We start from the raw sequence: 13,096 nt of genomic DNA on the forward strand, positions 1-13,096 counted from the left end.
CGGCTCGCCTTTGCGTGAGACGTTCTTGCAGGCCCTCGGGCGTGAGCTCGGGTTCTCCGCCCGGCTGATCTTCACGCAAGGCAGCCCGGAGGGTCTGGAGCAGGCGCGGGCCTGCAACGAGATGATGATCGTCATCTGGGCCCAGTTCTCGGGTTCCGGCCAGGTGCCGGGGGAGGGGTACCCCGACGAGGTGTTCCTCCCGGTCCTCCGCGAAAAGGCCGACGCCGGCGGCGCCCGGCACCACCTCCGCGAGGCCGTCGAGGGAGCCCTGCGCTTCCTCGGCCACCGGCAGGCCCGCGACGTATAGCCGGACACCTCGTAGCCGGACACCTCGCGATGCGAAGCCCCACAGGGAAGGATCCCGGTGGGGCTTCGTACGTCGCGGGGGACACGATCCCGTCAAAGACGGGCAAATCACACCAGTTCTTATTGAAGAAGCTCTAATAGGACGGTGACCTTCCTTCACCGTCGCACCGTGCTGCGCGCGGCCGCGGGCAGCGCTCTGGCCGGGGCCGCCGGGACCGCCGCCGCGGGCTGCGGCGGGGACCGGACGGCCGCCGGGCCGCCCTCCACCGCGCCGCGGGGCACGGGCCGGGGCGCGGGGGCCCGGGCCCCCGCGCTGCCGGGCCCCCCGCTGATCCTGCCCGCCCTGCCGGCCGGGCTGCCCGCGCAGATCGAGCACGGCTCCCGGCGGGGCCAGGCGGTCGCGCTCACCTTCCACGGCAGGGGCGACGCGAAGTCGGCGACCGCCCTGCTCATGGAGGCCGAGCGGGCCGGCGCCCGGGTGACGGTGCTCGCCGTCGGCGACTGGCTGGACGCCGAGCCCCGGATGGCCCGCAGGGTGCTCGACGGCGGGCACGAGCTGGGCAACCACACCATGCGGCACCTGAGCGTCTGCTCGATGCCCGCGAAGGCCGCCTACGCCGAGATCACCGAGTGCGCCGACCGGCTGCGCAGACTGACGGGCGGCATCGGCCGCTGGTTCCGGCCGTCCCGGGCCCGACGGGCCACGGACCAGGTCGTACGGCTGGCGAAACAGGCCGGATACCCCCACATCCTGTCGTACGACGTGGACTCCCTCGACTTCACCGACCCCGGCGCCGAGGCGGTCCGGCGTACCGTATTGGGCGCGGTACGGCCAGGGTCGGTCGTCAGTCTGCACTTCGGGCACGCCGGCACGGTGGCCGCGCTGCCCGCGATCCTCGACGGCCTGCACCGCCGCGGTCTGCGCGCGGTGACGACTACGGAGCTGCTGACACGATGAACCGCACCCCGCATCACCGTCCTCGACGCCTCCGGTCCGGCTCTCTCCTCCGGCGCCTCCGCCCGCCCGCCCGCTCCGCGCGATCCCGCTCGGGAAGGCCGCGCGTCTCCCGTCCGGGAAGGCCGCGCGCGGCCGTTCTGCTCACCGCCTGCTGCGCCCTGCTGGCCGCCGGCTGCGGGGGAGGCGATGAGGGCGCCCCCGCCGAGCACCCCGCGCCGGGCGCGCACCGCCAGGGCGCCGCCCGGGGCGTGCCCGAGGGGCTGCCGGGCATGCCCCCGCTGCTGGATCCCGACGACCTCTACGCGGCGGACCGGCCGAACGCCCTGTCCCCGGTGGTCAAGGACTTCCCGTCGCGGGTGTACGTACCGAACACGGAGTCCGACACGGTCAGCGTCATCGACCCCAAGACGTACAAGGTCATCGAGACCATCCCGGTGGGCAACCAGCCGCAGCACGTCGTGCCCTCCTGGGACCTCAAGACGCTCTGGGTCAACAACGACCGGGGGCACACGCTCACCCCCATCGACCCGGCCACCGGCAAGGCGGGCAAAACGGTCGACGTCCACGACCCCTACAACCTCTACTTCACGCCCGACGGGAAGTACGCCGTGGTGATGGCGTCCATGGACCGCGAGCTGGTCTTCCGGGACGCCCACACCATGAAGCGGATGAAGACGGAACACGTGGACTGCCTCGGGGTCAACCACGCCGACTTCTCCCCGGACGGCCGGTACTTCATCGTCTCCTGCGAGTTCTCGGGCGAGCTGCTGAAGGTCGACACGGCCAGGATGAAGGTGATCGACAAGCAGAAGCTGCCCTTCGACGGGGCCATGCCCCAGGACGTGAAGATCTCCTCGGACGGGAAGACCTGGTACATCGCCGACATGATCGCCGACGGTGTGTGGGTGCTGGACGGGGACAAGTTCACCGAACCCTGGCTGATGCCCACCGGCAAGGGCGCCCACGGCCTCTATGTGAGCCGGGACTCCAAGTCCCTGTACATCTCCAACCGGGGCGAGGGTTCGATCTCGGTGCTGGACCTGCCCAGCCGCAAACTGGTCAAGAAGTGGGAGCTGCCCGACGGCGGCAGCCCGGACATGGGCGGGGTGTCGGCCGACGGCAAGGTGTTGTGGCTCTCGGGGCGCTACAACAGCGAGGTGTACGCGATCGACACCACCGACGGGCACCAGATCGCCCGGATCAAGGTGGGCGACGGGCCGCACGGCCTGGCCGTCTACCCCCAGCCCGGCCGCTACTCGCTGGGGCACACCGGGATCTTCCGCTAGTCACGTGACCACGGCCGGTGCGCCCCGGCGAGGGCCTTGAGGGGACTTGAGGGGACTTGAGGGACGTCCCGTCAGGCGTTGTAGACGTCGGCCTGACGGGGCGTCGGGTCCTGGATCGCGCCGCTGAGGTTGCCCGCGCGGCTGGCGAAGCGGGTGGTGTCGACGCCGTTGTCGGCGAGGACGCGGAGCGTCGCCTCATGGACGACGCGCAGCACCGGGGTGGCCGCGCGCAGGGCATCGTCGGCCATGAAGCGGTGCCGCCAGGGCTTGTCGGCCCAGGCGTGGCGCAGCCCGAAGGGCTCGGGCAGCACCAGCTTGCCGCCCCAGTACTCCAGCAGCGGCGGGTACCAGGTCAACGGCGCCCGGGCGGCGAGCCGGACGACCTCCCGGGGCTCGACGACGGGGAGGGTGCGGGTGTAGGTGTCCCAGAACTTCAGGCCCTTCTTGAAGGTCTGGGTGCGGTTCTTGGGGCGGCTGTTGAAGAGGGAGTGGGTGGGGCCGAGGGCGTGGCCGGTGACCTCGATGCGCAGCGTCTTGTGGAGAACGGTGACATTGACGAGCAGGGTGATGACCAGCTGGCCGTCCCAGAGGACGAACTGGACGCCGAGGTAGTGGCGGTCACCGCTGCCGAAGTGCTGCTTGTCGCAGATCTCCTGGAGCTGGGAGCCCCTTATCTGGAAGGACGCGTCGGTGCCGCCGGGGCGGGACACGGCGCCCGCGCCCTCGCCGATGGGGGAGACCACCCAGTGCTCGACCTGGGGCGGGGTGAGGCCGCCGGTGTTGATGGGGGTGCGCTCCAGCAGCTTGAGCTGGTCGTGCACCGCGCGGACGATGTCCCAGCTGCGGAAGGGGTTGATGTCCTTCCCCGGCTCGGCGGGGACGAGATCCTCGGCCAGCTGCCAGCTGCCCCAGCGGGTGCCCATCCCGAGGATGCCCTTGGGGCCGGCGTAGAAGGCGATGTTGCTGCGCTGCTCGGCGGAGAGCTTCGCGAGGTTCAGCCGGAGCTGCTCGGCGGCGCTCTCGCCGGGCGTCGAGGGCACGGCCTCGGGGATCTTGGCGGCGACGGTGCCGCCGTCCAGGAGGCCGGTCCAGCGCTCGCGGAGGTCCTTGGCCGTGCGCTCGCAGATGATCTTCGCCCAGAAGCCGCCGATGAGGGGGGCTATGACCATCGCGCGGACATACAGATTGAGGAAGCCGCTGAACGGCAGCTTGACCAGGAGGATCGCGACGATCACCGCGATGCCCACCAGCAGCGCGGTGCCGAGCGCCCCGGCGCGCCTGTCCTGGGAGCCGGCGAGGGTGCGGCGCAGCTGGAACGCGCCGAGCCAGAGCAGCACACCGGGCAGGAACAGCAGCCCGAAGACGACCATGATGAAGGTGAGCCGGGCGTCGCGCTGCTTGCGGATGCGGGACGCGGCGAGGCAGTGTTCGACGATGACCTGCGGCTCCAGGCCGAAGGACTGGATGATGGGCTTGCGCCCGCCGCCGAGCATGCGGCCCTGTACGGCGCGTGCGAAGGCCTCGCCGAGGTTGGGCTCGAACAGGGAGATCCGGGCCTTCTTCACCTCCGAGGTGGCCCAGTCGGAATTGGCCTTGAGCAGTTCGTCGACCGGGCCGTCCCGGTAGGCGGCCGAGGCCAGGGCCTGGGTCGCCGCTGTCGCCCCGGCGCCGCCGGAGACCGGGACCTGCGCTCCCGGGCTGAAGTCGTACGGATCCCCTGCTGCCACTGCCGCCCCCAATACCGTGCGCGTCCGGTGCGCCGGTGTGCTCCCGACTGCCGCCCACCGCTTGTGTCATGAGCCGCGTGCTCAGCGTAACGGGACGGGGTGCCGGCTGTCGTGGGAGATCGGAAAGCCGTCCGGATCGGAAAGCCGCCCGTACCCGGCGAGTTGATACGGGCGGCTCGCGAACTATGCTCCGTTCTCCGCCTGTTCGCGGATCCGCTCGGCGGCCTGCGGGGGCATCGGCTCGTGCCGGGCGTAGGAGCGGCTGAACCGCCCGGTGCCGTGGGAGAGCGAGCGCAGGTCCACCGCGTACCGGCCGATCTCGATCTCCGGGACCTCGGCACGGACGAGGGTGCGGCCCGAGCCGGACTGCTCGGTGCCGACCACGCGGCCGCGCCGCCCGGACAGATCGCTCATCACGGGGCCCACGTACTCGTCGGAGACGAGCACCTGGACGTCCGCGACCGGCTCCAGGAGGTGGATGCGGGCCTCGGCGGCGGCCTCGCGCAGGGCCAGGGCGCCGGCGGTCTGGAAGGCGGCGTCCGAGGAGTCCACCGAGTGGGCCTTGCCGTCGACGAGGGTCACCCGCACGTCGACCAGCGGATACCCGGCGGCGACCCCCTTGGCGGCCTGGGCGCGGATGCCCTTCTCCACCGAGGGGATGAACTGGCGCGGCACCGCGCCGCCCACGACCTTGTCGACGAACTCGATGCCGGAGCCGCCCGGCAGCGGCTCGACCTCGATCTCGCAGATGGCGTACTGGCCGTGGCCGCCGGACTGTTTGACGTGCCGGCCGCGGCCGGCGGCCCGGGTGCCGAAGGTCTCCCGCAGCGAGACCTTGTGGGGCACCACGTCGACCTGGACGCCGTACCGGGTGCGCAGCCGCTCCAGGGCCACGTCGCGATGGGCCTCGCCCAGACACCACAGGACGACCTGGCGGGTGTGCTGGTTGTGCTCCAGCCGCATCGTGGGGTCCTCGGCGACCAGCCGGGCCAGGCCCTGGGAGAGCTTGTCCTCGTCCGCCTTGCTGTGCGCCTGGATGGCGACGGGCAGCAGCGGGTCGGGCATCAGCCAGGGCTCCATCAGCAGCGGGTCGGCCCGGCCGGAGAGGGTGTCGCCGGTCTCGGCGCTGGCGAGCTTGGCCACGCAGGCGATGTCGCCGGCGATGGCCTGGGCGAGCTGGCGCTGCTGCTTGCCGAACGGCGAGGAGATTGCGCCGAGCCGCTCGTCCACGTCATGGGCCTCGTGCCCCCGGTCCTCCAGCCCGTGACCCGAGACGTGCACGGTCTCGTCGGGGCGCAGGGTGCCGGAGAAGACCCGCACCAGGGAGATCCTGCCGACGTACGGGTCCGAAGCGGTCTTGATCACTTCCGCGGCGAGCGGGCCGTCGGGATCGCAGGCCAGCGCCGGGCGCGCCGCGCCGGTGGGCGTGGTGACGGCGGGGACCGCGCGCTCGGTGGGCGTGGGGAAGCCGCCGGTGACCAGCTCCAGCAGCTCCACGGTGCCCAGGCCCTGCCGGGCGCCGTCGGCGGCGGGGGCCGCGGCCAGCACGGGATGGAAGCTGCCGCGCGCCACGGCCCGCTCCAGATCCTCGATCAGCGTCTTGACGTCGATCTCCTCACCGCCGAGATAGCGGTCCATGAGGGTCTCGTCCTCGCTCTCGGCGATGATCCCCTCGATGAGGCGGTTACGGGCCTCCTCGATACCGGGCAGCGCCTCGGCGCCGGGATCGGACTCGGTCCGGGCGCCGGAGGAGTAGTCGAACACCCGCCGGGTGAGCAGCCCGGTCAGCCCCGTCACCGGGCGGTGCCCGTCCCCGCCCTCCGGGCCGTAGTGCGGGAGGTAGAGGGGGAGGACGCTGTCGGAGGAGTCGCCGCCGAAGGCGGCACGGCAGGCCTCCGTCATCACCTCGAAGTCCGCCCGCGCCGCCTCCAGGTGCGTCACCACGATCGCGCGCGGCATGCCCACCGCCGCGCACTCCTCCCCGAGCATCCGGGTCGGCCCGGTGATGCCCTCGACACCCTCCGCCGCCGAGACGACGAAGAGGGCCGCGTCCGCCGCGCGCAGACCGGCCCTCAGCTCGCCGACGAAATCGGCGTAACCGGGTGTGTCCAGCAGATTGATCTTGATCCCGGCCCATTCGACCGGCACCAGCGACAACTGGACCGAGCGCTGCTGGCGGTGCTCGATCTCGTCGTAGTCGGAGACGGCGGCGCCGTCCTCGACCCGGCCCGCGCGATTGAGCGCGCCGGTGGCCAGGGCCAGCGCCTCCACCAGCGTCGTCTTGCCGGAGCCACTGTGGCCGACCAGCACCACGTTCCGGATGTTGCCGGGCCGGTCGGCCGTCACGGCCCTGCCGGCGGCCCCTGGATGCGTACTCGTCTTCTCGCCCATGTGTCTCGCCTCCCGGTCGACACCTGCGGTCCTTCGAGCTTTCCACCGTGGTCACGCTGCGTCCATACGTCGCACACGCGAACGCAACCCGCCGGCCGGCGCCGCCCCGGCCGGGGACCGGCGTGACCTGCGCCATGGTCCAGGTGCACGACGCGTGCGCGGCGGCCACCGGCCGCCTGGCTACGATGGGCCAGCCGGTGTCCTTCCGACCATCCGGCCCGCACACGACCCTCCGGGAAGGCCATGCTGAACAAGTACGCGCGTGCGTTCTTCACGCGTGTTCTCACGCCGTTCGCCGCCCTGCTCATCCGCCTCGGCGTCAGCCCCGACGCGGTGACCCTCATCGGTACCGGTGGTGTGGTGGCGGGGGCGCTGGTCTTCTACCCCCAGGGCGAGTTCTTCTGGGGCACGGTCGTCATCACCCTGTTCGTCTTCTCCGACCTCGTCGACGGCAACATGGCCCGTCAGCTCGGCCGGTCCAGCCGCTGGGGCGCCTTCCTCGACTCGACGCTCGACCGGGTCGCCGACTCGGCCATCTTCGGCGGCCTCGCCCTCTGGTACGCGGGGCGCGGCGACGACACCCTGCTGTGCGCGGTGGCGATCTTCTGCCTCGCCAGCGGCCAGGTGGTCTCCTACACCAAGGCGCGCGGCGAGAGCATCGGCCTGCCCGTCAACGTCAACGGCCTCGTCGAACGCGCCGAACGCCTGGTGATCTCCCTGGTGGCCTGCGGCTTCTCCGGCCTTCACAAGTTCGGCGTGCCGCACATCGACATCCTGCTGCCCATCGCCCTGTGGATCGTGGCCGTCGGCAGCCTGATCACCCTGATCCAGCGCGTGGTGACCGTACGCCGCGAGGCCGCCGAGGCGGACGCCGCCGTGGCCCCCGGCGGGGGCGAGGGCGCGTGAGGGAACGGCTGACCGACTCCCTCTACGGACTCGGCTGGGGCACCGTCAAGAAGCTCCCCGAACCCGTCGCCGCCGAGCTGGGGCGCCGGATCGCCGACCTGGCCTGGAAGCGACGCGGCAAGGGCGTGCTGCGCCTGGAGGCCAACCTCGCCCGGGTCGTCCCCGACGCGGACCCCCGCCGGCTCGCCGAACTCTCCCGGGCGGGCATGCGCTCCTACATGCGCTACTGGATGGAGTCCTTCCGGCTGCCCTCCTGGAGCGCGGAGCGCATCCGCACCGGCTTCGCCCCCCAGGACCGCCACAACCTGGAAGAGGCCCTGGCCTCCGGCCGGGGCGTCGTCCTGGCCCTGCCCCACATGGGCAACTACGACCTCGCCGGGGCCTGGCTCACCACCGCGATGAACCAGCCCTTCACCACCGTCGCCGAGCGCCTCAAGCCCGAGACCCTCTACGACCGCTTCGTGGCCTACCGCGAGGGGCTGGGTATGGAGGTGCTGCCCCACGCGGGCGGCAGCGCCTTCGGCACCCTCGCCCGGCGGCTGCGCGCCGGCGGGGTGGTCTGCCTGGTGGCCGACCGCGATCTGTCCTCCTCCGGCATAGAGGTCGACTTCTTCGGCGAACCGGCGAAGATGCCCGCCGGGCCCGCCGTGCTGGCCGTGCAGACGGGCGCCGTGCTGCTGCCCGCCACCCTCTGGTACGACCGCTCCCCGGTGATGCGCGGCCGGATCCACCCACCCATCGAGGTGCCCACGACGGGCACCCGGGCCGAGAAGGCCGCCGCCATGACCCAGCGACTGGCCGACGCCTTCGCCTCCGGCATCGCCGAGCACCCCCAGGACTGGCACATGCTCCAGCGGCTGTGGCTCGCCGATCTCGACCGGCGGCCCCGGCCCCCCGCCGAGAGCTCCGGAACGGAGAAACCGTGAGGATCGGGATCGTCTGCCCGTACTCCTGGGACGTCCCCGGTGGCGTCCAGTTCCACATCCGGGACCTGGCCGAGCACCTCATCCGGCTGGGCCACGAGGTGTCGGTCCTGGCACCCGCCGACGACGACACCCCCCTGCCCCCGTTCGTCGTCTCCGCCGGCCGGGCTGTCCCCGTGCCCTACAACGGCTCCGTGGCCCGGCTGAACTTCGGCTTCCTCTCCGCCGCGCGGGTACGCCGCTGGCTCCACGACGGCGACTTCGACGTCATCCACATCCACGAGCCCACCTCCCCCTCCCTGGGACTGCTGACCTGCTGGGCCGCACAGGGCCCCATCGTGGCGACCTTCCACACCTCCAACCCCCGCTCCCGCGCCATGATCGCGGCCTATCCGATCCTCCAGCCCGCCCTGGAGAAGATCAGCGCCCGGATCGCCGTGAGCGAATACGCCCGCCGCACCCTGGTCGAACACCTGGGGGGCGACGCCGTCGTCATCCCCAACGGCGTCGACGTGGACTTCTTCGCCTCCGCCGAGCCCCGGCCCGAGTGGCAGGGCGGGACCATCGGCTTCATCGGCCGCATCGACGAGCCCCGCAAGGGCCTGCCCGTGGTGATGCGCGCCCTGCCGAGGATCCTCGCCGAGCGCCCGGACACCCGGCTGCTGGTCGCCGGCCGAGGCGACGAGGAGGAGGCCGTCGCCACACTGCCCCCCGAGATGCGCGGCAACGTCGAATTCCTCGGCATGGTCAGCGACGAGGAAAAAGCCCGTCTGCTGCGCAGCGTCGACCTCTACGTGGCCCCCAACACCGGCGGCGAGTCCTTCGGCATCATCCTCGTCGAGGCGCTGTCCGCCGGGGCGCCCGTCCTTGCCAGCGACCTGGACGCGTTCACGCAGGTCCTGGACCAGGGAGCGGCCGGCGAGCTCTTCGCCAACGAGGACGCGGACGCCCTCGCCGACGCGGCCCTGCGGCTGCTGGCGGACCCCGCCCGCCGGGCGGAGCTGAGCGAGCGGGGGAGCCGGCACGTCCGCCGGTTCGACTGGTCGACCGTCGGTGCGGACATTCTGGCCGTCTACGAGACGGTGGCCGCCGGCGCGGCCTCGGTCGCCGCGGACGAACGCACCAGCCTTCGCGCCCGCTTCGGGCTCGCCCGGGACTGAGTGCCCCTCGCGCGGGCCCGGCGTGCCGGGCGGCCCTGGCGTGCCGGGCTCCCCGTGGGGGGGCGGCCCTGGCGTGCCGGGCGGTCCCGGTATGCCTGGGCGGTCCCGCCATGCGGGGCGGTCCTGTCGGGCGCCTGCGGGCCGTCCGTGGCTGGTCGCGCAGTTCCCCGCGCCCCTTACGGGGCCCGGTACCCGGTCGGACCGCCACCCCCGTAGGCGGTCCGGCCGGGCCCGTTCCCCCCCGTAGGCGGTCCGGCCGGGCCCGTTCCCCCCCCGTCAGGCCCCGACCCGGCCCGGTATCTCCTCGCCGGTCGGGGACGCCGCGGGACGGACGCCGAAGAGGCCCAGGCCGTGGCGGGCCCGGAACGCCCGGCTGCGTCGGATCGTGACGACCACGAGCAGGGCGATCAGGCCCATCGACTGGAACCTGCCGAGCACCGGCACCACATCGACCGGCAGCGACAGCGCCTCCAGCGTGCTCAACGCCGCGTCGAGCAGCTCGACCCCGCCCCACAGCACCGTCAGCCCCCGCAGCGCCGCCCGGAACTCCGGCATCCCGTCCCAGACGCGCTCGGCCTCCTCCTCCGCCACCGGATCCCTCAGCCGTCGCCCGAACTGGAAGGCGAAGGGCCGGGCCGCGAACAAGGTGCCCAGGATCCATACGCCCAGCACCGCCGGGAGCCCCGCGTCCTTCAGCAGGAGCACCCGGGGGCTGCCGCTGATCAGGGACGTCACCGCCGAGACCGCGAGCAGGGCCACGATCAGCAGGTCGAAGACCTCGGCCCGCCGCCGCACCACGGCCGTGACCAGCGCGTGCGCCGCCGGTATGGCGCTGCTCAGCAGCAGGGCCTGCCACTGGGCGATGCCCTGCGCGCGCAGCGCGTAATACACCGCCAGGGGCAGCGCGACGCTGATGGCGAGGGGCGCGAGCAGCGCCCGCGCGGGGCGCGCACCACGCGATTCCATCCGTTCCATGAGGTGCCTCCAGCGGTTCGGCCCGGCGATCCGGCGATCTGCTTCGACGTTAGAAGCCGGACGGGTGGAGACGGATCGGAGCCAGGGCCGGTTTCCCGATCGCCGCCTCCACCCCGTCCTCCACCCCCGGGTGGAGACCTCCGACGGCTGCCGGGCCTCCGCACGGGAGCCGGACGGTAACGTGACCCGGCGTGACCACACTGATCTGGATCGCGGCCGCCCTGGTCGTCATCGGCGTCTACCTCAGCTGGACCGCCGGCCGGCTGGACCGGCTGCACAGCCGTATCGACGCCGCCCGCGCGGCCCTGGACGCCCAGCTGCTCCGGCGGGCCTCGGTCGCCCAGGAGCTCGCCACCGCCGGGATCCTCGATCCGGCCGCCTCGATGGTGATGTACCAGGCCGCCCACGCGGCCCGGCAGGCCGAGGAGGAGCACCGCGAGGTCGCCGAGAGCGAGCTCAGCCAGGCGCTGCGGGCCGTCTTCGCCGAGGCCCCGCAGGTGGAGGCCGTCCGGCAGGCGCCCGGCGGCGAGGAGTCGCTGGCCGAGCTGACCCAGGCGGTCCGCAGGGTGCCCATGGCCCGCCGGTTCCACAACGACGCCGTACGGGCGGCCCGGGCGCTGCGCCGGCACCGCAAGGTGCGCTGGTTCCGGCTGGCCGGTCACGCCCCCTTCCCGATGGCCTTCGAGATGGACGACGAGCCTCCGGCCGTCCTGGCCGACCGGGCAGGCCACTGACCCCGGATTGGCCCTTTTTCCCGCACCTCGAACGCCGGTTTGATGACGATGCAGCAATACCGGCCCTTGATAGCGAGGTCACATCGTGTCCACCCCCAGCACGCCCCAGACTCCGGAGACCGGCACCGCGCGCGTCAAGCGCGGCATGGCCGAGCAGCTCAAGGGCGGCGTGATCATGGACGTCGTCACCCCGGAGCAGGCGAAGATCGCCGAGGACGCCGGCGCGGTCGCGGTCATGGCTCTGGAGCGGGTGCCCGCCGACATCCGCAAGGACGGCGGCGTGGCCCGGATGTCCGACCCGGACATGATCGAGGGCATCATCAACGCCGTCTCCATCCCGGTCATGGCCAAGTCCCGCATCGGCCACTTCGTCGAGGCCCAGGTCCTCCAGTCCCTCGGCGTCGACTACATCGACGAGTCCGAGGTCCTCACCCCGGCCGACGAGGTCAACCACTCCGACAAGTGGGCCTTCACCACCCCCTTCGTCTGCGGTGCCACCAACCTGGGCGAGGCCCTGCGCCGCATCGCCGAGGGCGCGGCCATGATCCGCTCCAAGGGCGAGGCCGGCACCGGCAACGTCGTGGAGGCCGTGCGCCACCTGCGCCAGATCAAGAACGAGATCGCCAAGCTGCGCGGCTTCGACAACCACGAGCTCTTCGCCGCCGCCAAGGAGCTGCGCGCCCCCTACGAGCTGGTCAAGGAGGTCGCCGAGCTCGGCAAGCTGCCGGTCGTGCTGTTCTCCGCCGGTGGCGTGGCCACCCCGGCCGACGCCGCGCTGATGCGCCAGCTGGGCGCCGAGGGCGTCTTCGTCGGCTCCGGCATCTTCAAGTCCGGCGACCCCGCCAAGCGCGCCGCCGCCATCGTGAAGGCCACCACCTTCTACGACGACCCGAAGATCATCGCGGACGCCTCCCGCAACCTGGGCGAGGCCATGGTCGGCATCAACTGCGACACCCTGCCCGAGGCCGAGCGCTACGCCAACCGCGGCTGGTAACAGCACACGTTCATCCCGGGTGGGCGGTCCGCGGCTACACGGCGGGCCGCCCACCCGGCGTACCACCGGCGGCCGGTGGGTGCGGTCCACCGGCCGGCCCGACCGCCCCGCCGCAACCGACCCGAGAGGCAGTGCCCACCGTGTCCACCCCCACCATCGGCGTCCTCGCCCTCCAGGGCGACGTCCGCGAACACCTCGTGGCCCTGGCCTCGGCCGACGCCCTCGCCCGGCCCGTGCGCCGGCCCGAGGAGCTCGCCGAGGTCGACGGCCTGGTCATACCCGGTGGCGAGTCCACCACCATGTCCAAGCTCGCGGTGATCTTCGGTCTGCTGGAGCCGCTGCGCGAGCGCGTCCGGGCCGGGATGCCCGTCTACGGCACCTGCGCCGGCATGATCATGCTCGCCGACAAGATCCTGGACGGTCGTGAGGACCAGGAGACCCTCGGCGGCATCGACATGATCGTGCGCCGCAACGCCTTCGGCCGGCAGAACGAGTCCTTCGAGGCGAAGGTCGAGGTGGCCGGCGTCGAGGGCGGGCCCGTCGAGGGCGTCTTCATCCGCGCCCCCTGGGTCGAGTCCGTGGGCGCGGCGGCCGAGGTCCTCGCCGTTCACGACGGCCACACCGTCGCCGTCCGGCAGGGAAACGTGCTGGCCACGTCCTTCCATCCGGAGCTCACGGGCGATCACCGGGTCCACGAGCTGTTCGTGGAGATGGTCCGCTCCACCCGCTCGTGAGA

The 13,096-nt window shown here is 72.5% G+C and carries 12 protein-coding genes; 9 read left to right on the plus strand and 3 right to left on the minus strand.

All coding sequences use genetic code 11. The features are described 5' to 3' along the window. Window positions 1-10 precede the first annotated feature (10 nt). The 3 genes from IE096_RS20800 (at window position 11) to IE096_RS20810 (ending at window position 2,550) form a co-directional block, all read left to right on the plus strand. On the plus strand, window positions 11-307 hold the full coding sequence (locus IE096_RS20800; RefSeq protein ID WP_189453920.1) for a hypothetical protein: 297 nt from the start codon (window positions 11-13) through the stop codon (window positions 305-307). 144 nt (window positions 308-451) lie between these two features. Then, complete coding sequence (locus tag IE096_RS20805; protein ID WP_229820429.1) at window positions 452-1,264, plus strand: polysaccharide deacetylase family protein; 813 nt, start codon at window positions 452-454, stop codon at window positions 1,262-1,264. Continuing rightward, on the plus strand, window positions 1,261-2,550 hold the full coding sequence (locus tag IE096_RS20810) for a YVTN family beta-propeller repeat protein (RefSeq protein ID WP_229820432.1): 1,290 nt from the start codon (window positions 1,261-1,263) through the stop codon (window positions 2,548-2,550). The genes IE096_RS20805 and IE096_RS20810 overlap by 4 nt, the downstream gene beginning before the upstream one ends. Window positions 2,551-2,621: 71 nt before the next feature. Here the strand turns inward: IE096_RS20810 and IE096_RS20815 are convergent, their stop codons facing one another. Beyond that, on the minus strand, window positions 2,622-4,277 hold the full coding sequence (locus IE096_RS20815; RefSeq protein WP_229820434.1) for an AbeC-like domain-containing protein: 1,656 nt from the start codon (window positions 4,275-4,277) through the stop codon (window positions 2,622-2,624). 183 nt (window positions 4,278-4,460) lie between these two features. Further along, complete coding sequence (locus IE096_RS20820) at window positions 4,461-6,668, minus strand: elongation factor G-like protein EF-G2 (RefSeq protein ID WP_189453924.1); 2,208 nt, start codon at window positions 6,666-6,668, stop codon at window positions 4,461-4,463. 243 nt (window positions 6,669-6,911) lie between these two features. Between IE096_RS20820 and pgsA the strand changes: the two genes are divergently transcribed. Genes pgsA through IE096_RS20835 form a run of 3 tightly spaced genes read left to right on the plus strand, consistent with a single transcriptional unit; the run spans window position 6,912 to window position 9,657 of the window. Beyond that, a complete protein-coding gene (pgsA, locus tag IE096_RS20825; RefSeq protein WP_189453926.1) occupies window positions 6,912-7,574 on the plus strand; it encodes a phosphatidylinositol phosphate synthase in 663 nt (220 codons plus the stop codon). Then, window positions 7,571-8,500: a phosphatidylinositol mannoside acyltransferase gene (locus IE096_RS20830; RefSeq protein WP_189453928.1), complete on the plus strand. Its 930-nt coding sequence runs from the start codon at window positions 7,571-7,573 to the stop codon at window positions 8,498-8,500. Before pgsA ends, IE096_RS20830 begins: the two co-directional genes overlap by 4 nt. Next, window positions 8,497-9,657, plus strand: coding sequence for a glycosyltransferase family 4 protein (locus IE096_RS20835; RefSeq protein WP_189453930.1), 1,161 nt, complete (start codon window positions 8,497-8,499; stop codon window positions 9,655-9,657). Before IE096_RS20830 ends, IE096_RS20835 begins: the two co-directional genes overlap by 4 nt. A 276-nt stretch (window positions 9,658-9,933) precedes the next feature. Here IE096_RS20835 and IE096_RS20840 read toward each other — a convergent pair whose 3' ends face one another. Continuing rightward, a complete protein-coding gene (locus IE096_RS20840) occupies window positions 9,934-10,632 on the minus strand; it encodes a VC0807 family protein (RefSeq protein ID WP_229820436.1) in 699 nt (232 codons plus the stop codon). A 191-nt stretch (window positions 10,633-10,823) separates the two neighbouring features. On the opposite strand from IE096_RS20840, the gene IE096_RS20845 reads away from it, so the two are divergent. The 3 genes from IE096_RS20845 to pdxT all read left to right on the plus strand — a co-directional run bounded on the left by IE096_RS20845 (window position 10,824) and on the right by pdxT (window position 13,094). Continuing rightward, the gene (locus IE096_RS20845) at window positions 10,824-11,366 is read left to right on the plus strand and encodes a LemA family protein (RefSeq protein WP_189453932.1); all 543 of its coding nucleotides are present in this window, start codon (window positions 10,824-10,826) and stop codon (window positions 11,364-11,366) included. Window positions 11,367-11,448: 82 nt separating this feature from the next. Beyond that, the gene (gene pdxS, locus IE096_RS20850; RefSeq protein WP_126913343.1) at window positions 11,449-12,360 is read left to right on the plus strand and encodes a pyridoxal 5'-phosphate synthase lyase subunit PdxS; all 912 of its coding nucleotides are present in this window, start codon (window positions 11,449-11,451) and stop codon (window positions 12,358-12,360) included. A 140-nt stretch (window positions 12,361-12,500) separates the two neighbouring features. Next, the gene (gene pdxT, locus IE096_RS20855) at window positions 12,501-13,094 is read left to right on the plus strand and encodes a pyridoxal 5'-phosphate synthase glutaminase subunit PdxT (protein WP_189453934.1); all 594 of its coding nucleotides are present in this window, start codon (window positions 12,501-12,503) and stop codon (window positions 13,092-13,094) included. The last annotated feature ends 2 nt before the right edge of the window (window positions 13,095-13,096 follow it).

This window comes from Streptomyces abikoensis (genome assembly GCF_014648775.1).
In the GTDB taxonomy this organism is placed as follows: Bacteria; Actinomycetota; Actinomycetes; order Streptomycetales; family Streptomycetaceae; genus Streptomyces; species Streptomyces abikoensis.

Excerpts from the sequence above, each read along its gene's own strand:
- IE096_RS20810 (WP_229820432.1), top strand. The coding sequence starts at position 1,261 with ATGAACCGCACCCCGCATCACCGTCCTCGACGCCTCCGGTCCGGCTCT.
- IE096_RS20820 (WP_189453924.1), bottom strand. The coding sequence starts at position 6,668 with ATGGGCGAGAAGACGAGTACGCATCCAGGGGCCGCCGGCAGGGCCGTG.
- pgsA (WP_189453926.1), top strand. The coding sequence starts at position 6,912 with ATGCTGAACAAGTACGCGCGTGCGTTCTTCACGCGTGTTCTCACGCCG.
- IE096_RS20840 (WP_229820436.1), bottom strand. The coding sequence starts at position 10,632 with ATGGAACGGATGGAATCGCGTGGTGCGCGCCCCGCGCGGGCGCTGCTC.